19 protein-coding genes are annotated in these 25428 nt (G+C 68.7%); 11 read left to right on the top strand and 8 right to left on the bottom strand.

From position 1 onward, the window contains the following. The first annotated feature begins 380 nt into the window (after positions 1–380). A complete protein-coding gene (locus ACPTTC_RS36650) occupies positions 381–1022 on the top strand; it encodes an HD domain-containing protein (protein WP_423396190.1) in 642 nt (213 codons plus the stop codon). 146 nt (positions 1023–1168) lie between these two features. On the opposite strand, the gene ACPTTC_RS36645 is transcribed toward ACPTTC_RS36650, so the two are convergent. Further along, a complete protein-coding gene (locus ACPTTC_RS36645) occupies positions 1169–1594 on the bottom strand; it encodes a DUF3331 domain-containing protein (RefSeq protein WP_175969354.1) in 426 nt (141 codons plus the stop codon). Between the two features lie 555 nt (positions 1595–2149). Between ACPTTC_RS36645 and ACPTTC_RS36640 the strand changes: the two genes are divergently transcribed. The 8 genes from ACPTTC_RS36640 (at position 2150) to ACPTTC_RS36605 (ending at position 12975) form a co-directional block, all read left to right on the top strand. After that, entirely contained in the window at positions 2150–2971 is an 822-nt protein-coding gene (locus tag ACPTTC_RS36640; RefSeq protein WP_175969353.1) for an alpha/beta fold hydrolase, read from the top strand. Between the two features lie 95 nt (positions 2972–3066). Next, positions 3067–4566: an FAD-dependent monooxygenase gene (locus ACPTTC_RS36635; RefSeq protein ID WP_423396189.1), complete on the top strand. Its 1500-nt coding sequence runs from the start codon at positions 3067–3069 to the stop codon at positions 4564–4566. Positions 4567–4990: 424 nt separating this feature from the next. Further along, positions 4991–6271 (top strand): c-type cytochrome, encoded by a 1281-nt coding sequence (locus ACPTTC_RS36630; RefSeq protein WP_423396188.1) that lies wholly within the window; start codon positions 4991–4993, stop codon positions 6269–6271. After that, positions 6268–6768, top strand: a complete 501-nt coding sequence (locus ACPTTC_RS36625) for a (2Fe-2S)-binding protein (RefSeq protein WP_226198193.1) — start codon at positions 6268–6270, stop codon at positions 6766–6768. The genes ACPTTC_RS36630 and ACPTTC_RS36625 overlap by 4 nt, the downstream gene beginning before the upstream one ends. Continuing rightward, on the top strand, positions 6768–9029 hold the full coding sequence (locus ACPTTC_RS36620) for a molybdopterin cofactor-binding domain-containing protein (protein ID WP_423396187.1): 2262 nt from the start codon (positions 6768–6770) through the stop codon (positions 9027–9029). The genes ACPTTC_RS36625 and ACPTTC_RS36620 overlap by 1 nt, the downstream gene beginning before the upstream one ends. Positions 9030–9105: 76 nt before the next feature. Beyond that, positions 9106–10023: a LysR family transcriptional regulator gene (locus ACPTTC_RS36615; RefSeq protein WP_423396186.1), complete on the top strand. Its 918-nt coding sequence runs from the start codon at positions 9106–9108 to the stop codon at positions 10021–10023. Positions 10024–10491: 468 nt separating this feature from the next. Continuing rightward, positions 10492–11709 (top strand): MFS transporter, encoded by a 1218-nt coding sequence (locus ACPTTC_RS36610; RefSeq protein WP_423396185.1) that lies wholly within the window; start codon positions 10492–10494, stop codon positions 11707–11709. A 153-nt stretch (positions 11710–11862) separates the two neighbouring features. After that, positions 11863–12975 (top strand): alkene reductase, encoded by a 1113-nt coding sequence (locus ACPTTC_RS36605; RefSeq protein ID WP_423396184.1) that lies wholly within the window; start codon positions 11863–11865, stop codon positions 12973–12975. A gap of 86 nt (positions 12976–13061) precedes the next feature. On the opposite strand, the gene ACPTTC_RS36600 is transcribed toward ACPTTC_RS36605, so the two are convergent. From ACPTTC_RS36600 to ACPTTC_RS36590, 3 genes are all read right to left on the bottom strand, one after another. Beyond that, the gene (locus ACPTTC_RS36600; RefSeq protein ID WP_423396183.1) at positions 13062–13733 is read right to left on the bottom strand and encodes a phosphohydrolase; all 672 of its coding nucleotides are present in this window, start codon (positions 13731–13733) and stop codon (positions 13062–13064) included. A gap of 96 nt (positions 13734–13829) precedes the next feature. Further along, positions 13830–15719 (bottom strand): amidohydrolase, encoded by a 1890-nt coding sequence (locus ACPTTC_RS36595; protein WP_423396182.1) that lies wholly within the window; start codon positions 15717–15719, stop codon positions 13830–13832. Between the two features lie 164 nt (positions 15720–15883). Continuing rightward, positions 15884–18769, bottom strand: a complete 2886-nt coding sequence (locus ACPTTC_RS36590; protein WP_423396181.1) for an ATP-binding protein — start codon at positions 18767–18769, stop codon at positions 15884–15886. Positions 18770–19166: 397 nt separating this feature from the next. Between ACPTTC_RS36590 and ACPTTC_RS36585 the strand changes: the two genes are divergently transcribed. Then, a complete protein-coding gene (locus tag ACPTTC_RS36585) occupies positions 19167–20075 on the top strand; it encodes a helix-turn-helix domain-containing protein (protein ID WP_423396180.1) in 909 nt (302 codons plus the stop codon). Positions 20076–20288: 213 nt separating this feature from the next. Here the strand turns inward: ACPTTC_RS36585 and ACPTTC_RS36580 are convergent, their stop codons facing one another. Next, on the bottom strand, positions 20289–20939 hold the full coding sequence (locus ACPTTC_RS36580; RefSeq protein WP_423396179.1) for a DsbA family oxidoreductase: 651 nt from the start codon (positions 20937–20939) through the stop codon (positions 20289–20291). A 133-nt stretch (positions 20940–21072) separates the two neighbouring features. Between ACPTTC_RS36580 and ACPTTC_RS36575 the strand changes: the two genes are divergently transcribed. Next, positions 21073–21978: a LysR family transcriptional regulator gene (locus ACPTTC_RS36575; protein WP_423396178.1), complete on the top strand. Its 906-nt coding sequence runs from the start codon at positions 21073–21075 to the stop codon at positions 21976–21978. A gap of 18 nt (positions 21979–21996) precedes the next feature. Here ACPTTC_RS36575 and ACPTTC_RS36570 read toward each other — a convergent pair whose 3' ends face one another. The 3 genes from ACPTTC_RS36570 to ACPTTC_RS36560 are packed head-to-tail and all read right to left on the bottom strand — an operon-like array spanning position 21997 to position 25178. Continuing rightward, the gene (locus ACPTTC_RS36570; protein WP_423396177.1) at positions 21997–23436 is read right to left on the bottom strand and encodes an alginate export family protein; all 1440 of its coding nucleotides are present in this window, start codon (positions 23434–23436) and stop codon (positions 21997–21999) included. A gap of 14 nt (positions 23437–23450) precedes the next feature. Beyond that, positions 23451–24392, bottom strand: a complete 942-nt coding sequence (locus ACPTTC_RS36565) for a glyoxalase (protein WP_423396176.1) — start codon at positions 24390–24392, stop codon at positions 23451–23453. A 48-nt stretch (positions 24393–24440) separates the two neighbouring features. Then, positions 24441–25178, bottom strand: coding sequence for a YoaK family protein (locus tag ACPTTC_RS36560; RefSeq protein WP_423396175.1), 738 nt, complete (start codon positions 25176–25178; stop codon positions 24441–24443). Between the last annotated feature and the right edge of the window lie 250 nt (positions 25179–25428).

Genomic DNA, 25428 nt, shown 5'->3' with positions numbered 1-25428 from the left:
GAATCGATGAAAACGACGATCGCCGTGACGTCGTGCGCCGCCCTGCCTGGCGCGGCACGGTGCACTGCGGCGCCCTGCATTGTCAATGCGTGAAATGGCCGTTTACCCATGAACGCGTTTCGTAGGACAAGACGGCTGATTGGCTGAATTCAATTTCGTAGTCTCGTGAATTGAAATGACGTTCGGATGGCTTGCGAGAAAAAAGCCGGTAACAACGACGTGCGAGGCGCGGCGAAACCGACTCCGGTCGTGACGGCCGGTCGGATTTTCCATTCAGAACGATTCAGGCGCCGCTCAGGACATTCAGCGGCGCGGCGCGCGACGATGGTTCCAAGGCGCCAGCGTCGAGCGACTGCCGTCACGCCGCGAGGAACACGACCATGGGCAACCGTATCGCCGGCATCCGGATTCCCGACGGCCCGATCGCACGGGAGGCCGCCGCGACCGTGCGTGCCGGCGAGCCGGAACTCCTGTTCCGGCACGCGATGCGCGTGTTCGCGTTCGCGTCGATCATCGGGCTGCGTCGCGGCATCGCATTCGACGCCGAACTGCTGTACGTCGCCGCGCTGTTCCATGACTTCGGACTGACGGAGCGCTTCCGGCATTCGCGCCGGCGCTTCGAAATCGACGGCGCGAATGCCGCGCACGCATTCCTCGGCGGACACGGTGTCGCCGCCGACGATGCGGCGGAGGTGTGGCGTGCGATCGCACTGCACACGGCCTTTGGCATTCACGCGTATATGACGCCGTTGACGGCGTTGCTCGGCGCAGGCATCGAGACGGATCTCTTCGCACGTCATTTCGACGAGGTGAGCCGGTCCGAACGTGACGAGATCGTCGACGCGTGGCCACGCGGCCCGTGTTTCAAGGAACTGTTCCTCGAGGCGTTCGCCGCGGGCACCGCGCATCGCCCCGCGACCGCGTTCGGGAACGTCTGCGCCGACGTGCTCGAGCGGTGCGACCCGGACTATCGTCGGACGAATTTCTGCGGCCTGGTGCTCGGGTCGATATGGACGGAGTGAGCCGGCCGGTCGGCCGGGCCCGCTCCGCCACGTCACGGCAGCAACCGCCGTCGAGCCATGCGCGGGCAAAAACCAGCAGTTCGTCGTTCAATCGTTGCGCGTGCGTCGGTCAGCCACGGTCGACGGACAGGCCGTGCCGTTCCGGGTCAGGAACGGGACAGCCTGACGATGAACCGGTCCAGTTCGGACGCGAGGATCACCTCCCGGTAGTTCGCGGGGCGCTTTGCGCCGCGCCATTGCGGCTTGTAGATCGCATCGCCGGTATGAATCGTGATGCCGGTCAGCGCGCAGCGCCCGAGGGCGCGGGACTTTGCGCTGATCCAGCGCTGCTCGTCGTACCGGCAGCGCGTCGGGTCGCTCCACGAGATCAACACCGACGAATCGGTCTGCCGCTCGGCGGCGACGATCGCGCACCGGCGGCGCACCCCGCCGCTCGACGCGGGCGGCGCGTCGTCGCGATGGCGACGGCGCACGGGGTCCGGGTCGCGAAGCTGCGACGGCGCGCAGCGGCTCGCGGCCGGCGACGGGTCGAGCAGCGTCATCACGTGCTCCCAGCGATTGAATTCGTCCATGGCGGCGTACCCAGGCAAGTGGCGAGGGGTCCGGATGTTGCACACCCGCCCGCGTCGCGAGCGCCATCCGCCGACGCGAACCGGCACCGACCCGCGACGGGATGACCTGATGCTGACGATAGCGAGCCGCCGCTGAAGAGTCTTTATTGCGGGCTTAAATTTTCTGGCCGGCGGGTTCGCGCGGCATGCGCCGCGACCGGCTTCATGAAAATTCAGCGCGATTTCAGTACAGGCCGCAAGGCCGCGGGATAGGCTCCTGTCGGCGTTCGTTCGCTGCCTTCGCGCGCCTGACGGCCCGCGATCGCGAACGCACGCCGGCTGCCGGCGCGATTGCCGCATGCGGGCAGATCCGAACCGTCCAACCAACGCGGCATCGTTCCACCGCACGTTCAAGGAGTCCCAATGCGTCCAGCAGACATCGACGCCGTTCCCTCGGCGCGTCGCCGAGACATGCTGCTTGCCGGCGCGACCGCCGTTGCAGCCGCCGCGCTGCCGGCTGCGGCCGCCGCCGCCGCCCCCAAACACACCGCTTCCGCTCATCAAGGAGCCCATGCGATGAACACGATCACCACCCAAGACGGTACGCAGATTTACTTCAAGGACTGGGGCAGCGGCCGCCCGGTCGTCTTCTCGCACGGCTGGCCGCTGTGCGCCGATGCGTGGGACGCGCAGATGCTGTTCCTCGTGCAGCACGGCTATCGCGTGATCGCGCATGACCGTCGCGGTCACGGCCGCTCGAGCCAGCCGTCGCAAGGCAACGACATGGACACGTATGCCGACGATCTCGCGGCACTGATGAATGCGCTCGACCTGCGCGAAGCCACGCTCGTCGGCCATTCCACCGGCGGCGGCGAAGTCGCGCACTACATCGGCCGCCACGGCACGAAGCGCGTGTCGAAAGCCGTGCTGATCGGCGCCGTGCCGCCGCAGATGGTGAAATCGGCGTCCAATCCCGGCGGCCTGCCGATGGACGTGTTCGACGGGATCCGCAAGAACGTCGCCGAGAACCGCTCGCAGTTCTACAAGGATCTCGCCGTGCCGTTCTTCGGCTTCAACCGTCCGAATGCCAAGGTGTCGCAGGGCACGATCGATGCGTTCTGGGCACAGGGCATGATGGGCGGCATCCATGGCCAGTATCTGTGTGTCAAGGAATTCTCCGAGGTCGACTACACCGACGACCTGAAGAAGATCGACGTCCCGACGCTGATCCTGCACGGCGACGACGACCAGATCGTGCCGATCGACGATTCGGCTCGCCTGTCCGCGAAGATTGTGAAGCACGCGGAGCTCAAGGTAATCCCCGGCGGGTCGCACGGAATGTGCGTCGTCAACGCCGACCGGATCAATGCCGAACTGCTCGCGTTCCTGAAGGCGTAAGCGCAAGCGTCACCGTACCGCGTGCCCGGCCGTCACGCCGGCGCGCCCTTCAGTACGTCTCAGGATTTTTCAGGTCGTCGCGCTTCCGTTGCGGCGTGCGCGATCGCCAGGATCGTCGCTGCGGGATCTCCGCCGATCCGGCGCCGGGCGGCCCTGCCCTGCCCGCGCGCGAAGATCTCGATTTCGCGCTCGCGATGCGCGCGGCCCATTCGCTGTCCGAGGAAATCGTGCTGGAGCGCCTGATCCGGACGCTGATTCGCAACATGATCGTGTATGCCGGCGCTCGCCGTGGCCTGCTGCCCCTCGCCCGGCACGAGCGGCTGTCGATCGAGGCGACCGCGCGCGTCGTCGGCGCAGCCCGTTGCCGGGCATGGCATCATCCGGCGAGCCGTGAGGCCTGGCGCACGACGCCACGCGTCGCGACTCGGCTGGCAACGCACACCGCGTTTCGAACACGGGAGTCACGCACGATGAAGATCGTCATTGCAGGCGGATCGATCGCCGGCCTCGCGGCCGCGCTGACGCTCGATTGCATCGGGCACGACGTCACGGTCTACGAGCGCTCGCGCACCCCGCTGCGCGGCCAGGGCGGCGGCGTGGCCGTGCTGCGGCGCATGATGGCGTTTCTCGAACGGCATGGCCGTCATTGCCGCCAGATGATCAGCGTGCCGACGCATCGGCGGCGCTGGATCGATCGCGACGGCATCGTCACGCGCGACGAACCCGAAATGCTGCCGTTCTCGTCGTGGGACGCCGTCTATCGCTCGCTGTGCGAGACGCTGCCGCGCGGGCACATCCGGTATGGCCGCACGGTGACCGGCTTCGACCAGGACGCGGATGGCGTCGACGTACACGTGGACAACGAACGCATCCGCGCGGACGTGCTGATTGCAGCCGACGGTTCGGGTTCGAACCTGCGCGCGCGCATCTTCCCCGGCTATACGCCATCGTTTGCCGGTTACCTCGCATGGCGCGGCATCGTCGACGAAGCCGAATTCGACACCGCCGCGATCGCGTCGCTGGTCGAGAACATGACGCTTCACAAGGCGCCGGGCGAGCTGTTCATGGCGTTCCTGATTCCCGCGCTCGACGGCTCGCTCGCGCCGGGCGCGCGCCGCTTCAACTGGCTCTGGTATCGCAACGAAGCCGATCCCGACGCGCTGCGCCGCCACCTGACCGATCGGAACGGCCACGTTCATCACGCGTCCGTGCATCCGGGGCAGCTTGCCGACGACACCGTCGCGACGCTGCGGCAACTCGCCGGCGAACGGCTGCCGGCCACCCTGTCGCAACTGGTGCTCGCGACGCGCGCACCTTTCAACCAGGCGATTTTCGACGCACTGAGCCCCGGCTTCGTCGACGGTCGTGTCGCACTGATCGGCGACGCGGCCTGCACCGTGCGCCCCCATACGGCATCCGGTACGTCGAAGGCGGCGAGCGATGCCGTGTCGCTCGCCGAAGCGCTGCCGGTGGACGCGACCGACGTCGTCGCGCGCCTCGAGCAGTGGTCGGCCCGGCGGCGGGAGGAAGTGACGTCGTTGCTCGACAAAGGCCCGCAGCTTGCCGCGGCGTTCGGTCTCGGCACGCCGCGCTGACGCAGGAACGCAAGCGCCGGAACGGTTCGCGCGCCCGTTCAGAACGTTTCAGCGCAGCTTCAGGAAATGGCGTCGGCGCCCGCGTAGACTGCCTCCTCCAACGAGCGCGCGGGCCACGACCCGCGTGCGGCCCCCACCCCTGGAGTAACGACATGATCTCCGCCGCGAATCGCAGCCGCCGGGCAGGCCTGTCATGGCCGCATCGATCGGCGCTGCCGCACCGCCGTCCGGCGGCGCCGACTGGAACGAACGGAACGACCGTCGCGAGCGCGCGCACGCCGGGCCGCACACGTCGGCCTGTCCGCCCTGGCAACCGGATCTGCGGTACCGCGAGCCATCGTCACGCGAACGCACACGGCCGACGCGCCGTGCAATTCCCCGCCTGCCTGATGACGCCGGACGAACCGGTTCGCGTGGAGCGCACATGAAGCACAGACGACTCTGGTTCGGCGCGGCAGGCATCGCGATCGTCGGCCTGGCGGTCGCGATCGGCATCATGGTCCGGCCGTCGATCGCGCCGATCGATCCGCCGGCCCGCGCGTCGTTCGATCCGCAACTGATCAAGGCCGGCGCACGGGTGGTCGCGCTGGGCGACTGCATCGTCTGCCACACCGCGAAGGACGGCAAGCCGTTCGCCGGCGGGCTGCCGCTCGCGACGCCATTCGGCACGATCTACGCGACCAACATCACGCCGGATGCCGACACCGGCATCGGCCGCTGGTCGCAGGCCGCCTTCGCGCGCGCGCTGCGCAGCGGCATCGCCCGCGACGGCCATCCGCTCTACCCGGCCTTTCCGTACATTCACTTCACGCGGATGTCCGACCAGGACATCGCGGCCGCATACGCGTACCTGATGACACGCGAACCGGTTCAAGCGAAGCCCCCGGCGAACGACCTGATCTTCCCGCTCAACTTCCGGCCGCTCGTCGCGTTCTGGAACGTGCTGTTCCTGCGCGAAGGCGCGTACCAGCCGGACCCGTCGCAATCCGCGCAATGGAATCGCGGCAAGCTGCTGGTCGACGGCCTCGGACACTGCGCGTCCTGCCATTCGCCGCTGAATGCGATCGGCGGCGAGCAAGCAGGCAAGGCGTTCGACGGCGGCATCGTCGACGGCTGGGAAGCCCCGCCGCTCAATGCGCTCGGCAACGCGGTCCAGCCGTGGACGCAAGCGCAGCTGGTCACGTACCTGCGCACCGGCCGCGCGAGCGAGCACGGCGCGGCCGCCGGACCGATGCTGCCCGTCACGCGCGATCTCGCGACGGTGCCGGCCGAGGATGTCGAGGCCATCGCGGCCTACATCCTGGCGATCCAGAAGCCGGCCGCCGCACGGCCCGCGACGGCCGTCGCCGAACGCCACGCGACGACGCCTGCCGGCCAGCGCGGTGCGGTGCTGTTCCAGGCGTCGTGCGCGCAGTGCCACGGGCCGGCAGCGCCGATGCAGTCGATCGGCGAGCGGCCGACGCTCGCGTTCGGCACGGCGATCGCCGCCGACACGCCGCGCAACGCGATCCAGATGATGTTCAACGGGATCGGCTGGCATGGCGAGGACACGCTGAACTACATGCCGTCCTACCTCGACCAGTACGACGACGCGCAGATCGCGGACCTCGCCGCCTACCTCCGCGAAACGTACTCCGATCGCCCCGCATGGAGCGGCATCGACACCCTGGCCGCGAAGCTCAGAAAGGAGGACCGCGCGCAATGATCACCCTCACCGTGAATGGCGTGCGGCACACGCTCGACATCGATCCGTCCACGCCGCTCCTTTACGCGCTGCGCAACGACCTGCACCTGCACGGCGCGAAGTTCGGCTGCGGCCTCGGACAATGCGGCGCGTGCACCGTGATCGTCGACGACAAGCCGATGTTCTCGTGCCTGATCCCGGTGGCCGCGATCGGCGAGCGCCGCGTCAGGACCATCGAAAGCCTCGGCACCGCCGAGCATCCGGGCAAGCTTCAGCAGGCGTTCATCGATCATCAGGCGGCGCAGTGCGGTTATTGCATCGCGGGCATGATCATGCGCGCGCAGGCGCTGCTCGAACGCAACCCGAAACCCACCGAACGCGAGCTGCGCACGCACATGGAACCGAATCTGTGCCGTTGCGGCACCCACATGCGGATCCTGGCGGCCGTGCGCCAGGTCTCGGGCTTGCCGGACCCTGAACCGGCAGGCGCTCCGGTCATGATCAGCAAGGGGCTCTGATGAACCCACCCGACGACATCGACGAAGGACGCCGGCACTTCATGGTTTCCGGCGCGCTGTTCGTCGCGTTCAGCCTCGCACCGGCCGCGCGCGCCGCCGCCGAGGTCGTGATCGCGGACGAAGGCGCCGCCGTCCACGTGGCCAAGGCCACCGAAACGCTGGCCGGCAGCCTGAAGACCAATCCGTTGCTGGACGCGTGGATCAAGATCACGCCCGAGGGCAAGGTCACCGTGTTCACGGGCAAGGTCGAGCTCGGCACCGGCGTGCGCACCGCGTTGCTGCAGGTGGCCGCCGAGGAGCTGAACATGAAGCCCTCGCTGATCACGTTCCTGACCGCCGACACCGGCGCGTCGCCGGACGAGGGATTGACGGCCGGCAGCCACACGATGGCGGACAGCGGCTCCGCGTTGCTGAATGCCGCCGCGCAGGTGCGCGGGCTGCTGGTCGACGGCGCGGCGAAGCAGTTCGGCGTCGATGCGCGCCTGCTCACCGTCGCCGACGCGGTCATCAAGGCGCCCGACGGCCGCACGATGCGCTACGGCGACGCGGTGCGCACCGTCGACCTGCATCGCAACGCGACGCCGACGTCGCCGTTGAAGAGTCCGGCCACGTTCGCCGTGATCGGCACGTCGCTGCCGCGCGTCGACATCCCGAACAAGGTCACGGGCGGCGTCAGCTACGTGCAGGACATGGCACTGCCCGGCATGCTGCATGCGCGCGTCGTGATGCCGCCGGTGTACGACGCGAAACTGCTGTCGTTCGACGAAGCCGCGATCCTGAAGCTGCCCGGTGTCGTGCGGATCGTGCGCAACGGCAGCCTGCTCGCGGTCGTCGCGCAGGGCGAATGGCAGGCGGTCGTCGCGCAGCGCGCGCTGGCCGCCGGCTGCCGCTGGTCGCCCGGCCGGGCGCTGCCCGATCGCGCGACGGTTCATCAGGACCTGAAGCGAATCGCGACGCAGCGCATCGAGATCGCCGACACGCATGCGCAAACCGCGCCGGCAGCGAAGACGCTGAGCGCCACGTTCCTGAAGAACTACCTGTTGCACGGCTCGATCGGGCCGTCCTGCTCGGTCGCGCATCTCGAGAACGGCATGCTGACCGTGTGGACCCACTCGCAGGGCGTGTACCCGCTGCGCGACGCACTCGCCGAGATGTTGTCGATGCCGAAGGCGAGCGTGCGCTGCATTCACACGGAGGGCTCCGGCTGCTACGGGCACAACGGTGCGGACGACGCGGCCGCGCATGCGGCGCTGATCGCGGCCGCGATGCCCGGCAAGCCGATTCGCGTCCAGTGGATGCGCGAGCAGGAACATACGTGGGACCACTTCACGCCGGCGATGGTCACCGAGCTCAGCGCGTCGCTCGACGCGAGCGGCCATATCGTCGACTGGCACTACGCGCTGTGGAGCAGTTCGCACAACGAGCGCATCGTCAATGCCGGCCGGCTGCTGCCCGCGCGGATGCTCGAACCGCCGTTCGTCTCCGCGCCGTCCACGCCGATGCTGCAGCCCGAGGGCGGCGGCGATCGCAACGCGATCCCGCTGTACGCACTGCCGAACATGCACATCGTCAACAACTTCTCGCCGACGATGCCGCTGCAGACGTCGGCGATGCGCTCGCTCGGCGCGCATACGAACGTCTGGGCGATCGAAAGCTTCATGGACGAGCTGGCGCACGCCGCCGGCGTCGATCCGGTCGAATTCAGGCTGCGTCACATGCAGGATCACCGCGCGAGCCAGGTGATCAAGCTCGCCGCGACGAAATTCGGCTGGCCCCGGCCGCCGCGCGAACGCAACCGCGGCGTCGGCTTCGCATTCGGCAAATACAAGAACCTGATGGCCTACGTCGCGATCGCGGTCGAGGTGTCGGTCGTCCCGGAAACCGGCCAGGTGACGCTCGAACGTGCGGAAGCGGCCGTCGACGCCGGCCAGGTCGTATCGCCCGACGGCATTCGCAACCAGATCGAGGGCGGCATCATCCAGTCCGCGAGCTGGACGCTGTACGAGGCACTGCAATACGATACGCAACGCGTGCGCAGCTTCGACTGGAGCAGCTATCCGATTCTCCGCTTCGGCGCCGCACCGCAAAGCATCAAGGTGCACCTGATCAATCGCCCGGGCGCACCGTTCCTTGGTGCGGCCGAGGCGTCGATGGGGCCGACCGCGGGCGCGCTCGCCAACGCGATCTCCGACGCGACCGGCCAGCGCCTGCGCGAAATGCCGTTTGCCGGTGAAGGGCTCAGGAAACGCATCGACGCGTAGCGGCATCGCACGACCACGACAAATCGCGCCGGCACGAACCGGCGCGGACAACAAACAGGCTGGAGATTTCTGAACGATGGATACCTTGCTTTCGATGCGCGTGTTTACGCGCATCGTCGAGACGGGCAGCTTCACGCGCGCGTCGGACACGACCGGACTCACGACGCCGCGCGTGTCCGCGCTGCTGAGCACGCTCGAACAGCATCTCGGCTGCCGGCTGCTGAACCGCACCACGCGCCGGATCTCGCTGACCGAGGACGGGCAGGCCTATTACGAACGCTGCGTCGGCGTGCTGCGCGAAATCGACGACATGGAAGCGGCCGTCTCGCAGGCGCGCAACGTGCCGCGCGGCCGGCTGAAAGTCAACCTGCCGCCGGCCATGGCCAAGCAGATCATGGTGCCTGCCCTGCCCGAGTTTCTCGCCGCCCATCCGGGCATCTCGATCGAACTCGGCGTGACCGATCGCCAGATCGATCTCGTCGGCGAGGGTGTCGATTGCGTCGTGCGGATCGGCGCGCTCGACGATTCGGGGTTGGTCGCGAAACGGATCGGCAGCCTCACCACCTGCACGTGCGCGGCCCCCGCGTATCTCGAACGATGCGGCGCACCCGAGACGGTGGACGATCTCGCGCAGCACATCGCGGTCAGCCACATCTCGGCCGATACGGGCCGCCCGCGGTCCTGGGACTACGTCGTCGACGGCGAAACGCGGATCATCCAGATGTGCGGCACGGTCGCGGTCAACGACGCCGACACCTACATCGCGGCCGGCGTCGCGGGCATCGGCCTGATCAAGACCTCGCTGTACCTGGTCGAGCCGTATCTGCAATCGGGGCGCCTGCGCGAGGTGCTGACCGATTTCAACACGCCGCCCCGGCCGATCTCGATCCTGTATCCGCCCAACCGGCATACGCCCGTCAAGCTCAAGGTCTTCGTCGACTGGCTCGCGGGGCTGTTCGCGCAGATTCCGACGCTGCAGGGCAAGCGCGCTTGAAACCGGCGGTCGAAACCCGCCGTTGAAACCGATCGTCCGCGCCGCCGCGCGCACCGCATGAATCAAGTCAATCAAGACGCGGTTCAGGACGTTTCAGTCCGCTCGATCCAGACTGCGCTCATCGGGCTTCGCGATCCGCGACATCCGCGCCGGAGGCCCGTTTCGAGAGGCGCAACATGAAGGTCGCAATCGCCGCGCCGTCCGTCCAGGCCGGTTTAGACGTCCTCTGTCCCGCCTTCGCCGGCGGCCGCATCGCGTCGGCCGGCGCAGGCACCCCCGCATGAACCCGCACACGGTCCGCCCCCTTTGCGTGGCACGCAATGCTCGATTGCGCCCCGGACCCATTCCCTTGTTATCGATCGATCAATAATCTTGACGGCAATGCGGCGGCTTCCGCTTCGCCGCGACGGCAATCGTCACGCCCGCCCGATGAACGGGCACCCGACATCTCTTTCCAAGGAGTCGACCATGTCAGCAGAATCCACCCCGGTTGCGGCCCACGGGCACGCGACCAAGCTCACGCAGGGCCTCATCCTGCTGTTCGCGTTCAGCTGCGGCGCGATCGTCGCGAACCTGTATTACGCGCAACCGATCACCGAACTCATCGCGCCGAGCCTGCACATGTCCGGCGAAACCGCGAGCCTCATCGTGTCGCTGACGCAGATCGGCTATGCGCTCGGCCTGTTCTTCATCGTGCCGCTCGGCGACCTGCTCGAGAACCGCAAGCTGATGATCGTCACGGCCGTCGTGTCGATCGCGAGCCTCGCGGCGGCCGCGGTCGTCCAGACGCCCGGGCTGTTCCTCGCGATCTCGCTGCTGGTCGGCTTCAGTTCGGTCGCCGTCCAGATCCTGGTGCCGCTCGCCGCGCACCTCGCGCCGGATCATTCGCGCGGCCGCGTGGTCGGCACGATCATGAGCGGGCTGCTGCTCGGCATCCTGCTCGCGCGCCCGCTGTCGAGCGTGGTGGCCGACGCGTTCGGCTGGCGCGTCGTGTTCGCGGCCGCCGCCGTGCTGATGACGCTCGTGACGGCCGTGCTCGCGCTGACGATCCCGTCGCGTCAGCCCGATCATCGCGCGACCTACTTCGAACTGATCGGCTCGCTGCTGCATCTGGTCCGCACGATGCCGGTGCTGCGCCATCGCGCGTTCTACCAGGGCCTGATGTTCGCGTCGTTCAGCCTGTTCTGGACCGCCGTGCCGGTCGAGCTGACGCGCCACTACGGGCTGTCGCAATCGGCCATCGGCCTGTTCGCGCTCGTCGGTGCGATCGGCGCGACGTCGGCGCCGGTTGCGGGCCGCCTCGCGGATGCAGGCCATACCGTGCGGGCGACGCTGATCGCGCTGGTCGCCGGCACGCTGGCGTACACGGTTGCGCTACTCCACGGCGCCGGCCTGTACGGCCTCGTCGTCACGGGCATCGTGCTCGATTTCGCGGTGCAGATGAACATGGTGCTCGGCCAGCGCGAGATCTATGCGCTGCATGCGGCGAGCCGCAACCGCCTGAACGCGCTGTACATGACGAGCATCTTCGTCGGCGGCGCTATCGGCTCCGCGCTCGCGAGCCCGCTGTACGAGCATGGCGGCTGGCCGCTCGTCGCCGCTGTCGCCGGCGCGTTCCCGATCGTTGCGCTGGCGCACTACCTCGTGATCGGGCGTCCGCACGCCGAACGCCACGCACAAGCCTGAACCGGCGCCGGCACCGGTTCACGCGCGACTCCCGCCCGGGCCGTTCGCGCGCCGGAACGCTGCCGGCACGTCACCCGCATCACAACCGAACTTTCCGCAGGGCCCGTCGCACGATAAGCGGCGCCGCGCTGCTCCACGCAAAAGGAATCCATCATGTCTTCCCTGCTCAGCCACTACGATCTGCGCGGCCTGCCGCTTCCCAACCGTGTCGTGATGGGGCCGATGACGCGTTCGCGCGCGCCGTCGCGCGGCCAGCCGACCGAACTGATGGCCGAATACTACGCACAGCGCGCGTCCGCCGGCCTGATCGTGACCGAAGCGACCAACGTCAGCCCGGCCTCCGCGTCGTTCGAACTGACGCCGGGGCTCGTCACCGACGAGCAGGCGGCCGGCTGGCAGCAGATCACGGACGCGGTCCATGCGAACGGCGGCCGCATCTTCGCGCAGCTGTGGCACGGCGGCCGCGTGAGCTCGCTGACGCTGCTCGGCGGCGACGCGCCGCTGTCGCCGTCCGGCGTCAACGACGATCTCGAGCAGTTGCAGGTGTGGGCGCAATTGCAGAACGGCTATTACACGAAGATTCACGCGACGCCGTCGCGCGCGATGACGACGGACGAAGTCGCCGCGACGGTCGGCGAATTCCGCCAGGCGGCCGTCCGCGCGAAGGCAGCCGGCTTCGACGGCGTCGAGATCCATGCAGCCAACGGCTACCTGCCGCACCAGTTCCTGTCGTCGACGCTGAACCGCCGCGACGACCGCTACGGCGGCTCGGTCGCGAACCGCGCGCGCTTCCTCGAGGAAATCGTCGACGCGGTCGGCGGCGTGATGCCGCTCGATCGCGTGGGCGTGCGCATCTCGCCGTACGCGAAGTACAACAACGTGCGCGACGCCGATCCGGATGCGACGTACGCCTACGTCGGCCGCATGCTCGACGAAGCCGGCGTCGCCTATCTGCACGCGGCGGACACCAACGGCTGGAGCGGCGAGCCCGACCTGCCGCGTATCGTCGAGCACACGCGCAAGGCCTTCGGCGGCACGCTGATCGTCAACGGCGGCATCGCGCCGGATGCCGCGCATGCGCTGATCGATGCGGGCGACGCCGATCTCGTCGCGTTCGCGCGCGCGTACATCGCCAACCCCGATCTCGTCGAACGCCTCGCGGCGAATGCGCCGCTCGCCACGCCGAAGACGGTCGGCTGGTATGGCGGCGACCGCGCGGGATACGTCGACTATGCGCGTCACGACGTGGCGGCCCGGAACGCCTGAGCCCGCACCGGCGGCAGCCCGGCGCGACAATCGCCGGGCCGCCCCGACGGCCGGCGAAGTCGGCCGGATCGTCCGGAACGAACCCTTCAGGCGTCTTTCCAGCGCGCGCCCAGCACGCGTCCGCAGAAATTCGGCCGGTGAAAATCCGGATCGGCCCGCTCGAGCACATCCGCGCTCCACGTGCCGAACGTCGACGCCGGCCGGTGCGCGACCCCGCGTGCGACCGCGTCGAGAAACGCGTCGCCGAACCCGTCGCCGCGCGGGTACGCGGCGAGCAGCGCCCGCCGCTCGTCGGTCGAATACGCGTCGAAGCCGGTTGCCATCAGGTCGGTCGCTACGGCGGACGCCAGCGCACGCGCGAGCGGCGACACGCGCGCGGCCACGCCGGGCGTCGTATGCAGCGCGATCGCGCGCCACACGTCGTCACGCAGGCGCTGCGACGTCTGATGGCGCAGCAGGAACGCGTGCGCGGCATCGGCGCTGTCGAGCTCGTAGCGCTCGGTCGAGCGGCCATACGCGGGGCTCAGTCCCATGTTCGCGTACATCGCGGCCACGTACAGCGCATCCGCATCGAGTGTCTCGCCTGCCCGGCGCGCAGCCAGCGACGCGAGGACGAACACCCGGCAAGCGTGATCGGTGATCACCCGCGGTAGAGACGCGCATGCCGCTTCGGCGGCCTCGATCGCGATCGGCGTCCGGGGAATGCGAACGCCGGCGACTTCGTCATCGGCCCGTGCGCAGGTGTGCGCAGCACTCATCTCGTCTCCTTCTGCCCCGCGCCGGGGGCGAAAAATTATCCATTCAGCGCGCGACACGTGCCAGGGTTGCCGGCCGGCCCGTTGACCGACGCCATCCTAAAACGCGACACCGGGTTGACCGAATGCTTCGCACTGCTCGACAGCCTCCCGCGCGGCCACATGAAGGCGCTGCGCGAAACGACGCCCGCGGCCGCGCGCGAGACCGGCGTCCGCGCCGTCGCCGGCCGCCGCGCGCGGCTGCGCCGACGCGGCCGGACGACGTTGGCCGATTCCGCCTGCGCCGCCGAATTCGGCCACCGGCGACCACGCGGGGCTGACCGGCAGCGGCGGCGGCGCGAGCGGCGCGAACTCGTCGTCCGCATGCACGACCTTGCCGTCGACGACCGTCAGTACCGACGACAGCGACTTGATCCGCGGTTCGTCGATCGTGAAGTAGTCGTCCGTCAGCACCGCGAAATCCGCATACTGGCCGGGCACCAGCGCGCCCTTGCGATCGTCCTCGTTCGAGAACCATGCACTGCCGACCGTGTAGCGGCGCAGCGCTTCCATCCGGCTGAGCCGGTTGCGTTCGGGATAGAGCGCCGTGCCGCCGACGGTGCGCCCGGACACCATCCAGTACAGCGACACGAACGGGTTGTAGCTCGCGATGCGCGTCGCGTCGGTGCCCGCGCCGACCGGCAGCCCGGCCGCCAGCATCGCGCGGATCGGCGGCGTGCGCGTGGCCGCTTCCGCGCCGTAGCGCGCAATGAAGTACTCGCCCTGGAACGCCATCCGGTGCTGGACCGTCACGCCGCCGCCGAGCGCGGCGATGCGCGCGATGTTCGCATCCGAAATCGTCTCGCAGTGATCGAAGAACCAGCGCAGCCCATCGAACGGCATGTCGCGGTTCACGGCTTCGAGTACGTTCAGGAAGCGGCCGATCGATTCGTCGTAGGTCGCGTGCAGCCGGAACGGCCAGCGGTGCCGCACCAGCAGCCGCATCACCGCGGCCAGTTCGGCCTCGAGCGCTTCGGGCAGATCGGGGCGCGGTTCGAGAAAATTCCCGAAGTCGGCCGCGGAGTACACCAGCAGTTCGCCCGCGCCGTTCATCCGCAGGAACGCGTCGCCGTCGCCGGGCTTCGCCAGCGTCACCCAGCGCGCGTAGTCGTCGAGTTCCCGTCCGGGATGCTGCACGAACAGGCTGTATGCGATGCGCACCGTCAGCTCGCCGCGCCTGGCGAGCGCCAGGATCGGGCCGTAGTCGTCGGGAAAGGCCTGGAAATCGCCGCCGGCGTCGATCGCGCTCGTCACGCCGAGGCGGTTCAGCTCGCGCATGAAGTGCCGCATCGAATTCATCTGGTCGTCGTGACCGAGCTTCGGGCCCTTCTCGAGCGCGGTGTGCAGGACGGCCATGTCCGGTCGCGCGATCAGCATGCCGGTCGGCCTGCCGAGGCGATCGCGCTGGATTTCGCCACCGGGCGGATCGGACGTGTCGCGGCCATAGCCGATCGCGCGCAGCGCGGCCGCGTTCAGCAGCGCGCTGTCGCCCAGGTGCATGATGAAGACCGGCGTGTCGGGCGCGATCGCGTTGAGTTCGGCCACCGTCGGCCCGCGCTTTTCCGCGAACTGGAATTCGGTCCAGCCGCCGACGACGCGCACCCACTGCCGCGCAGGCGTGCGCAGCACCTGGCGGCGCAGCATGGCGAGCGCATCGGCCAGCGTCGGCACGCCGTCCCAGCGCAGTTCCAGGTTGAAATTGAGGCCGCCGCGGATCACGTGCAGGTGCGAATCGTTCAGCCCCGGAATCACGGTGCGGCCGTTCAGGTCGATGCGCAGCGTGTCGGCGCGCGCGTGGCGCATCACGTCGGGCCCGCTGCCGGCCGCGAGGATCCGGCCGTCCTTCACCGCGAGCGCGGTCACGAACGACTGCCGGTCGTCCTGCGTCGCGATCTTGCCGTTGTATACGATGAGGTCCGCCGATTCCGCGGGTTCCGTCGCCTTAAGCACCGTCCGGCCTCCTGCTTGCGCCCAAAGCCGGCACTCGGTCGCACGCGGCATGCACCCGGATTGACGATACACGGACCATCCACTTCCCCTTGAACGTTGAACGATCGGACCGACAGGCCGCGACGCGATCGCGCGGCGGCGTCCTGCACGGGTCCGGCGCGCGGTTACGCCACCTGCTGCATCGCATCCGCCGCCTCGTGCCGCATGCGCGTACGGGCCGTCGACGGCATCGTCTCCGGGCGCACGAAGTTCTGCACGCGCGCCAGCCGGCGAACATCGAACGCGCGCGATTGCGGATCGAAATGCCCTGGCAGGTTGGCGAGCAGCAACGAAGCCTGCGCGGTACGCCCACGCTCGATCAGGTGATCGGCGAGATCGAGCGTGCCGCGCAGCGCCCACATGGCTGCCCCTTGCCCGTTCGCGGTATGGATCCCCATCAGCAGATGACGGTGCCCGTCGGCTTCGCAGGCAATCGCGAGGTCCGCATCGGCGGTGCGGGCCTGTTCGAGCATCGCGAGCCCCCGGGCGCGCAACAGCTCGGGCACGAACAGATGCTCGCCGTGCGCGCGACAGCGCGCGAGCGTCGCGTCGAGCTTCGTGCATGCCTCGGCCGCGCGGCCCGTGCGCGTCAATCCTTCCGCGTACGCGACGGTCAGCGGTGCGAGCACGCGCCGGAATCCGCTCGTTTCGATGCGCCGCAGCGCGGGCTCGAGCCGCGCGAGACCGGCACCGGGATGCCCGGTCTGGATGTCGAACTGCCCGGCCAGACATTCCGCGTGACTGAGCCAGATGTCGAACCCGTTCGCCTCGGCGGTCGATCGCAGCGTGCCGAGGTAGTCGGAAATCACGTCGTGATCGCCATAGCGCAATGCAATCGGTACGGCCGCGGCGCCGATCACGACGCACAACGCCAGGCCCGACCCGGCGCGGCGCGCGCATTCGACCGCCTGCGCCGCCAGTCGCATCGCATATTCCGGATCGCCCTGCATCCACACGAGCCGCGTCAGCATCGTCCGGCCGAGCGTCGCGACGTCGATCCCCAGCGCCGCCTCCGCGCACGACGGATCGCCGGCCTCGGCCAGCTCGGCCGTCGCCGCCTCCAGCCGCTCGCGCGCCTGCGCGTGCTCGCCGAAGTAATGCAGCGAGGTCGCGACCATCGCATTCGCCAGCAGCCGCTGCGACCGGTCGCCCCGCCGCTCGGCGGCGCGCTCGAAGCGCGTCGCGTAGCGCAACGATTCGTGGATGTCGGAGCGCGTCAGCATCGTGTTCCACAGCCCGACCAGCGCACACGCATCGACTGCCTCGTCGCCGATCCGGCCCGCGAGCGCGAGCGTCCGGTCCCACATCGCGGCGGCCGTATGCGTGTCGCCATCGGTATGCAGCAGCGCCGCCGCATAGGCCGCGCGCAAGCGCATCTCGCGCGCCGCGTCGACGGACGCGCCCTCGCCGGCCTCGATCGCGTCGAGCGCTCGCCGCGCCGGTGTCGCACATTCGCGCATCCGCGCCGGCTCCAGCAACGCGCGCGCCAACGCGTCCGCTTCCAGCGCCTGCGGCTCGGCCGCCACGGGCGGCGCCGGAGCATCGGCGGCGAGACGCAGGCTCGCGCGGTCCGCGGCTTGTGCCTGCGCCTGCATCCGCGCTTCCCCTTCCTCGCGTTCGTAGCGCGCATGACGCTCGGCGATGGCGTCGAATTCACCCTCGTTGTGCAGCTTTTCGAGCGCATACGCACGCGTCGATTCCGTCAACCGGTAGCGCGCCTGCGCGCCGTCGAACTCGACGGTCACCAGCGACTTCGCGACCAGTTCGCCGAGCACCGCGATCATCTCGGCGGCCGACATGCCGGGCTCCATCGCAACCTCGCGGGCGGCATCGAACGTAAACGGGCCGATGAAGCACGCCATCCGACGAAACAGCGACCGCGCGGCCGCATCCAGCAGCACATAGCTCCAGTCGAACGTCGCCCGCAACGTCTGGTGGCGCGGCAGCGCCGAGCGCAGCCCGCCCGTCAGCAGGTTCAGCCGGTCGTCGAGACGCGACGCGACGATCTCGAGCCCGAGCGTCGCGACGCGCGCGGCAGCCAGTTCGATGGCAAGCGGCAGCCCGTCGAGGCGCCGGCAGATGTCGCCGATCAGCCGGATGCCGGCCGAATCGACCGCGCAGTCGGGCGTGGCGGCACGGATCCGCGCCAGGAACAGCTCGACGGCCGAAGAGCGCTCGATCTCGTCGACGGATGCAGCGCCGTCCGGCACCGCCAGCGGACTCACGCGAAACACGGCTTCGACCGAGATATGAAGCGGTTCGCGACTCGTCACGAGCACGCGCTGCGATGCGGCGCGCGACGTCAGCGTATCGACGAGGTCGGCAACCAGATCGACGACGTGCTCCGCGTTGTCAAGCACAAGCAGGCCCGGCGACGCGGCGAACGCATCGCCGATCCGGTCGATGCCCGGCAAGCCATCCGTCTCGAGCCCCAGTTCCGCGGCAATCGCGAGCAACACGTCGTCGCGCGTCGCGGCACTCGCCAGCGCCACGAACAGGACGCGCTCGCCGGAGCGGCTGCGCCGTTCGTGCGCGACGCGGTCGGCCAGGCTCGTCTTGCCGATGCCGCCCGCACCGACCAGCGTGACGACCGGCGCACATTCGATCATGGCGACGATCTGCTCGATCTCGGCCTGGCGTCCGACCAGCGGAACCGGACGGGCAGCCACGACGGCGTCGTGCGGCAACGCGGTCGCGCGCGGCGCCGCCTCGTGCACGACGGCGGGATTCGCGATCAGCAGGTAACCGCGGCCCGGCACCGTCTTGATCAGGTCACGGTTCGCGCCCAGCGCCTTGCGCAACGTCGCGACATGCACCTGCAGCCGGTTCTCCTCGACGATCAGGCCCGGCCAGACGGCATCCATGATGTCGTCCTTCGACACGACGGAACCGTTGGCGCGATGCAGTACTTCCAGTATGTCAAGCGCGCGTGCGCCAATACGCAACGACGCACCGTGGCAGCGAATGTCTCGCTGCTCGAAATCCACCGACAACGTCCCGATCTGGATCATGGCCGCCTCCAGGTTCCCCACGATGACCGCCATGTGAACACGGCAGTTCACCGGGGCGGGAGTGCGCACCTGGCCAGCCCTGCAGGCCGGGTGCTAATCTCAAAAAAGTGGGTCGAGTGTAAACGCCGTATAAATAAAAATCTTGAAGGAAAATGCGCTGGCGACCTCCGCATGGGCACGCCACCGAACCCGCGTCGCGCCAAGACCAATGACGCAATATCGATCGGAATGCGCGTGCGCTCGCGTGCCGGGCCGGCGCGGCGCGGATCGGTTCGCGCCCGCATTTTTCGTCAGCCAGCGTACATTTGTTCAAGTTATCTTTGGACTGTCGCGCGCACCGTATAAACTGCGCGTAAAAATGCTCGCGCGCCGTACCCCATCGAAGGATTGTTCCACCATGCCAGCCTCCCTCGTCGCGCCGCAGGCGCCGCCGCCGAAAGACACGCTCGGATGCCTGTCGAGCCTGTTATCCAAGGATATTGAAAGGTCGGTCGGCGGCCTGAAGCTCCATCGCAAATGCATGCGCGACGAGCAATTCGAGCGCATCGAGATGGCGGCCAGCGATCGCGGCTTCCTGATCGGCGTCTCGCTCAACAGCGGGCACCGGCGCACGATCTACGGCGGGGCCGGCAAATCCGAGCGGCGGTTTCAGCACAACTCGATCTACATTCGCGATTTTTCCCGGAATTTCCGTGCCGACCTGTACGGCAAGTTCGACTTCGTGCTCGTCGAGCTGTCGCACGGCTACCTCGACCGCCTCGGCCGCGAGCACGACGGAACGGAAATCGGCGGCCTGACCTGCGCGCCCGACGTGCAGGACGCGGTGCTGGGCCATCTCGCACACGCCGTCGCCAACAGCCTCGACGCGCCGGGCGCGCTGAACACGCTGTTCGTCGAGCAGATGGGCCTCGCGATCGGCACGCACCTCGCATGCCGCTACGGCAATCCGCACGCACGCGACCTGCAACGCAAGGGCCTGCTGTCGCCGGCCAAGGCTGCGCGTGCCAAGGAACTGCTGATGGAAAAGGCGAATCTCGGCGTGTCGATCGAGGAGGTCGCGAGCGAATGCGACCTGTCGCGCGGCTATTTCATCCGCGCGTTCTCGCGGACGACCGGGCGCACGCCGCATCAATGGCTGCTCGAACAGCGCGTGACCCGCGCCCGGCAACTGATCGAGACGACCGACATGACGCTCGCGGAAATCGCAGCCGTCTGCGGCTTCGCGGACCAGAGCCACCTGAACCGTGTGTTCGCGCGCATCGTCGGCCATCCGCCGGGCGCATGGCGGCGCGAACGGTCCCGCTGACACCACCGCCACGCGCGCGCGATGCCCGTCATCGAAACGGTGTCGTGTCGTAGTTGACCGGCACCCAGTCGTAGGGCTCCCCGTCCCTGCACAAACACCCGAGCCCGGGAACCGCGATGTGCGCGACACCGAGCTTGCCGGCCGGGTTCGCAATCATTCGTAGCGGGACATGAATCGTTCTGCCAGCCGTGCCCAGGCAGCGCCGGCCCGGATTCAGGCGATCTCGCCGAGCGCGCGCTGCGCGTCGATCAACGCGTCGCGAAAGACGGCAGCCGGCTGTGCGCCGCTGACGACCGACCGCCCGATGCGCGTGGACGGCACCGAAGCGATGCCTTCACTCACCGCCTCCGCCTCGAGCGCAACCACCGCGTCGAGCCCTTCGCCGGACGCGAGGAACGCACGCACCGCGTCGCCCGCCAAACCGGCGCCCGCCGCAATCTCGACCAGCACGTCCGCATCGCCGATATCGCGGCCGTCGCGAAAATACGCGGCAAACAGCGCATCGACGAGCGCGACCGCACTGCCGCGTTGCTGCGCGAACCAGACGAGCCGGTGTGCAAGCCGCGTGTTCGGCGTGCGCGCGATTCGCGCATGATCGAACACGAGGCCCGCCGCGCGGCCGGCTTCGGCCACATGCGCGTCGAGTGCCTGCGAGCGCGCCCAACTGCCGAACTTCGCACTCCGGTATGCCTTGCGGTCGATGCCGCCGGCCGGCATCGTCGGATTCAGTTCGAATGGCACGAACCGGACACTCACGTTGCCGGCCACGCCTGCTTCGTCGAACGCTTGCGCGAGCCGGTGCTCCGCGATCCAGCACCACGGGCAGATGAGATCGTAGGTCACCGTGACTTCGAGGGGTTTCATCGCACGCTCCTTCCTGTACATTGCCAGTCCTGAAGATAGCGCTTACGGGCCGGCGATAGAATGCGAACGGCACGCAACGCATCGTTGCGATATACACAAAGGCACGAAGTCACGAAGCGACAAAGGCGACGACATGGACAAATTCTCCGCGCTGCGCGCGTTCGTGGAAGTAGCGGAAGCCGGCGGCTTCTCGAGCGCGGGCCGGCGTCTCGAACTCGCGGCGTCGTCGGTGGTGCGCGCGGTGGACGCACTCGAAGCGTCGCTCGGCACCGTGCTGCTGAACCGCACGACGCGGCAGGTCACGCTGTCCGATGCCGGTGCCGTGTACTACACCCGCGCGAAGCGGCTGCTCGAGGAACTCGCGGAAGCCGACGCGCTGGTCGCCGATCGCGGCGACGAGCCGTCCGGGCCGCTGCGCGTGTCGGTGCCGGTCGCGTACGGCGTGCGCCGCATCGCGCCGCACGTCGCGGCCTTCCTCGCGCGCTATCCGAAGCTCGACCTCGACCTGCAACTCACCGACGAACGCGTCGATCTCGTCGCCGGCCGGATCGACGTCGCGATCCGGCTCGGCGAAGCGGCGCCGTCCGCGGAAGTCGTCGCGCGGCAGCTCGGCACGTTCCATCGTTATGTCGTCGCGAGCCACGACTACCTCGATGCGCACGGCACGCCGTCGACGCCGGGCGAGCTGGTCGACCATGCTTGCCTGCGTTTTCACTTCGGCGGCGACCAGCGGGCCTGGGCGTTTGCCGATGCGCACGGCACGACGAAAGTGCTCGTCGCCGGGTGCCTGAAGTCGAATCACAGCGAAGTGCTGCGCGATGCCGCACTCGACGGCGCCGGCATCGCGCTGCTGCCCGACTGGCTGGTCGATGCCGACGTCCAGTCGGGCCGCTTGCGCAGGCTCTTCGAACAGTACGACGTCACGCCCGATGCGGCCCGCTCGGTCGTCAGCGCGCTCTACCTGCCGAATCAGCGCGGCTCGAAGCGCGTCACGGCATTCATCGATTTCGTCGAGGCGCTGGCAGGCGCGCAGCACTGAGCCGCGCGGCGCGCCGCATTACCAGCCGAACTTCGCTTCCATGCCGACATAGTCGGCATTGCGCGCACCGAGCGCGCGAATCGAGTCGGCGACCTGGAAGTGCACGGCCTCGACGGCCAGCGCCACGTTCGCACTGACGAGCCAGTCCACGCGGGCCTGCGCATACATGCCCGTCCACGAACCGCCCTTGCCGGCCGTGCCCGGCACCGGCTGCATCCCTTGCCCGTAGATTGCGTCGGCCGTCGTCTCGCGCCACTGGAAACCGACCGCGGTCAGCACCGTCACGTTGCTGGCGGGCTTGAACGTCAGCGACGGCTTCACGTGAATCAGGTTGCTGTAGCCGGTGTAGCCGGCGAGCGTGAAGTAATAGCCGTTCGGGAACAGCGGGTTGAAGGTGCCCATGCGCCCGTCGCCGGGGTGCTTGTCGCCCGACGCGCCGTCGACCTGGATGCCGATGCGCGGCGTGCCCGGCGTCTTCGCGAACGTGTAGCCGCCCAGCGCGCCGAACGCCCATGCACCGATCGTGTCCTGCCCGATGTGCCCGGTCTGCAGCATCGCCTCGACGTCCCAGTCGAGCCGGCCGGATTTGCCCGCGTAGCGCATGTCGAATACGTCGCGCCGCTCGTTCCCGGCCCCGGCCAGATAGCGCGCGTTGTCGCGCGTGTAGCGCGACCAGTAGCCCGACAGGTCGCCGGGGCCGATGCCGTTGCGCTCGATACGCACGCCGTCGAATCTCAGGTGCCGGTTCGACACGTCGTCGAACACCGCGTCGTTGCGGTACTGCACCGGGCGCGTCACATAACCGATCAGCCGCCATTTGCCGATTTCGTAATCCGCCCACAGCGCGTCGAACGCCTGGCGCACGTTCGGCCCGTCCCGCACCGACACGAAACGCTGCAGGTCGAAGGCCATCTCCTGCCGGCCGATGCGGGTCTTGAACGTGCCGCCGCCGACCTGGTCGACATACGCGACGAACGCCTGCTCGATATCGAGCTGATCCTTGTCGACGGACCCGACCGTATCCTTGCCGAACGGCCGCGCATCGACGAACTGGACGAACGCCTGAAAGTGCCCGGCATAGCGCAGGTCCGCATGCACCGTCGCGCGCTGGATCACGTAATTGTCGTCGTGCGCGGCGCCGAGCCCGAACAGCGGCGCGTTGTTCAGCTCGAAGCGCTCGCGCAGGTTCGCGCCGAGCGACAGGTAGGTCGACGGGTCGCCGCCCAGCGGGATGTACTTCAGCGAATCGAGCGGCGCGCGCGGCACGCACGGATTCGCGAGCACCGACCAGTCTTCCTGCCAGCGGTTGAACAGCACCGTGGGACGCTTGGCGGTACACGCCGTGCCGGCGGTCGAGGCCGGCGCGGCTTCCTCGGCACCGGCCGCCGTACCTGCGTACGTCGCGACGCCGCCCGCCAGCACGGCGGCCGGCAGCACGCGCCGCCACGCCCGTCGCATCGGCCGACGATCCATTATTTCGACCGCGCGTGGATCTCGGCGACATAGCCGCCCGGGAACTGCACGAGCGCCGCATCGCGCCCGTCCGACGTGAACGTCGGCACCAGCACGGTCACGCCGGCCGCCTTGGCTTTCTCCAACGTGGCGGCCAGGTCCGGCACTTCATAGCCGGTCATCTCGCGGCCGAACGGATAAGGCAGATGGCCGTCCGTGGCCAGCACGGTCATCTTGCCGAAGCCCGACTCGATGCGGATGCGACGGTACGTGTCGTTCGGCCGGCCGATCTCGACGCCCGGCGCCTTGCGCACGTCGGACACCACCTTGCCGCGCGAGAACGCGACGAAGTCGTGCACCAGCTTGCTCGCGCTTTCCGGCGACACGTACACGCGGTTTTCCGGCACCGTCTGCAGCGGGTCGTATTTCGGCGCCTGCGTGTGCCAGTACAACTGCATGTTCACGCCGCCCGGCCAGCGGATGATCGCGTCGCGGCCGATCGGGTCGGGGAACGTGTCGACGACCACGTCCGCGCCGTGCGCGCGCGCCGACTTCATCGCGACGTCCATGTCGGTGACGAGATAACCGGTGCGCTCCGCACAGAACGGATACGGGATCGGCGTCTTGAAGCCGAACACCGAGATCGTGCCGGCCGGCGTGAACACGAGCTGCGACATCGTCTGGCTCGGCGTCGGCGTGACCTGGAACACGCCCTGCTGCGACTTCTTGCCGCCGAAGGTCGCGACGAAGCTGTCGGTGAAGCGGTCGAAGTCTTCCGGCGCGACGCACACGTGCGTCGTGTCGTATTGCGGGCCGACGGTGACGGCCGGCACCTTCGCGGACGAGGTCTCCAGCAGGCGGGTTTCGTCGGCCTGGGCCGGCGCGGTCGCCAGCAATGCGCCGAGCACGGCCGTCGACGCGGCCGTCATCCGCAATACTTGTCGCAACTTCAGTGCAATCATCGAATTCTCCTGGAAAGTGGCAAGCGCGGCCGTATGGCGCGCGCGCATTCAGCGTGGCGCCGGCCCCTCGTCGGGCCGGCCGGATTGATAAGCGAGGAAGCACAGCGCCGCGAGCGGCAACGCCAGCGCCCAGAAGGCGGCATACAGATAGGCCGTCGCCCCCGCGCCTGCCCCGAGCGCGAAACCGGCGACCGGCGGCAGCGTGCGCCGCAGCCGCACGCGCGCGGCTACCCGTTCGGCCGGCGCGGCGATCGGCACGAGCCAGTCGAACGCATCGATCACCGCCTGCGTGACATTGCCCGTCATCACCGTATTGGCGACGACCGAGCGGGCCGTCAGCCGGCCGTGCGCGTTCTGGACGCCCATCGCCGCGGCGCCGAGCAGGCCGCACAGGATCGTTTTCGGCGCATCGGCGTCGGCGATCGGCGAAGCCATCACGCCGGCCAGCATGAACCCGGCCAGCAGCACGGCCTGCAGCGCATACAGCGAACGCGCGCGCACGCCGTGGCCCAGCGACCGCATCCGGTGGTCGAGCACCCGCGCGCCGACGATGCCCGCGATGAAGGCCGGAAACGCGAGCCACTTGATCGTGAGCCCTTGGCCGACCCCGGCCAGCCCCGAGCCGATCAGGATGAAGTTGCCGGTGACGTGCGCGGTGAACAGGCCGAACAGCGCGACGAAGCCGAGCGTGTCGACATAACCCGCGATCGACGCGAGGAACACGTCCTCGCCGCGCACGCGATCGGGCGCCGCGGCGGTGCCCGCGGTTACTGGCTGCGGCGGCATGACGCGGCTTCCTGGAAGGTGTCGGCAGCGCCGGCGCACGTCGTGCCTGCGCGCGGCGAGATGAGATAACGCATGCTCCACTCCGGTTTCGCCGGCCGGCCCGGATCGCCGACTGGCGTCCGGACCATGCGGCGGTTCGGAAGCTAGACTAGTTAAGGCGCGTCTTAAAGTCATGGGCGGACGGCCTGAATTTTTCTGAATTCGCCGCCCGAGCGCCGGACGGCGCTGCCGGCCCGATTCGTCGCGGGAC

The sequence above is a fragment of the Burkholderia mycopellens genome (assembly GCF_964265025.1).
Taxonomy (GTDB): domain Bacteria; phylum Pseudomonadota; class Gammaproteobacteria; order Burkholderiales; family Burkholderiaceae; genus Burkholderia.
Note: the sequence above shows the minus strand (reverse complement) of the source record. Positions and strands in the feature narration are given on the sequence as shown.

Bases quoted from the DNA above. Each gene is read 5' to 3' on its own strand.
- ACPTTC_RS36570 (WP_423396177.1), bottom strand. From the start codon at position 23,436: ATGCGACGGGCGTGGCGGCGCGTGCTGCCGGCCGCCGTGCTGGCGGGC.
- ACPTTC_RS36585 (WP_423396180.1), top strand. From the start codon at position 19,167: ATGCCAGCCTCCCTCGTCGCGCCGCAGGCGCCGCCGCCGAAAGACACG.
- ACPTTC_RS36600 (WP_423396183.1), bottom strand. From the start codon at position 13,733: ATGAGTGCTGCGCACACCTGCGCACGGGCCGATGACGAAGTCGCCGGC.
- ACPTTC_RS36580 (WP_423396179.1), bottom strand. From the start codon at position 20,939: ATGAAACCCCTCGAAGTCACGGTGACCTACGATCTCATCTGCCCGTGG.
- ACPTTC_RS36625 (WP_226198193.1), top strand. From the start codon at position 6,268: ATGATCACCCTCACCGTGAATGGCGTGCGGCACACGCTCGACATCGAT.
- ACPTTC_RS36610 (WP_423396185.1), top strand. From the start codon at position 10,492: ATGTCAGCAGAATCCACCCCGGTTGCGGCCCACGGGCACGCGACCAAG.
- ACPTTC_RS36575 (WP_423396178.1), top strand. From the start codon at position 21,073: ATGGACAAATTCTCCGCGCTGCGCGCGTTCGTGGAAGTAGCGGAAGCC.
- ACPTTC_RS36620 (WP_423396187.1), top strand. From the start codon at position 6,768: ATGAACCCACCCGACGACATCGACGAAGGACGCCGGCACTTCATGGTT.
- ACPTTC_RS36590 (WP_423396181.1), bottom strand. From the start codon at position 18,769: ATGATCCAGATCGGGACGTTGTCGGTGGATTTCGAGCAGCGAGACATT.
- ACPTTC_RS36605 (WP_423396184.1), top strand. From the start codon at position 11,863: ATGTCTTCCCTGCTCAGCCACTACGATCTGCGCGGCCTGCCGCTTCCC.
- ACPTTC_RS36560 (WP_423396175.1), bottom strand. From the start codon at position 25,178: ATGCCGCCGCAGCCAGTAACCGCGGGCACCGCCGCGGCGCCCGATCGC.
- ACPTTC_RS36565 (WP_423396176.1), bottom strand. From the start codon at position 24,392: ATGATTGCACTGAAGTTGCGACAAGTATTGCGGATGACGGCCGCGTCG.
- ACPTTC_RS36645 (WP_175969354.1), bottom strand. From the start codon at position 1,594: ATGGACGAATTCAATCGCTGGGAGCACGTGATGACGCTGCTCGACCCG.
- ACPTTC_RS36650 (WP_423396190.1), top strand. From the start codon at position 381: ATGGGCAACCGTATCGCCGGCATCCGGATTCCCGACGGCCCGATCGCA.
- ACPTTC_RS36630 (WP_423396188.1), top strand. From the start codon at position 4,991: ATGAAGCACAGACGACTCTGGTTCGGCGCGGCAGGCATCGCGATCGTC.
- ACPTTC_RS36640 (WP_175969353.1), top strand. From the start codon at position 2,150: ATGAACACGATCACCACCCAAGACGGTACGCAGATTTACTTCAAGGAC.
- ACPTTC_RS36615 (WP_423396186.1), top strand. From the start codon at position 9,106: ATGGATACCTTGCTTTCGATGCGCGTGTTTACGCGCATCGTCGAGACG.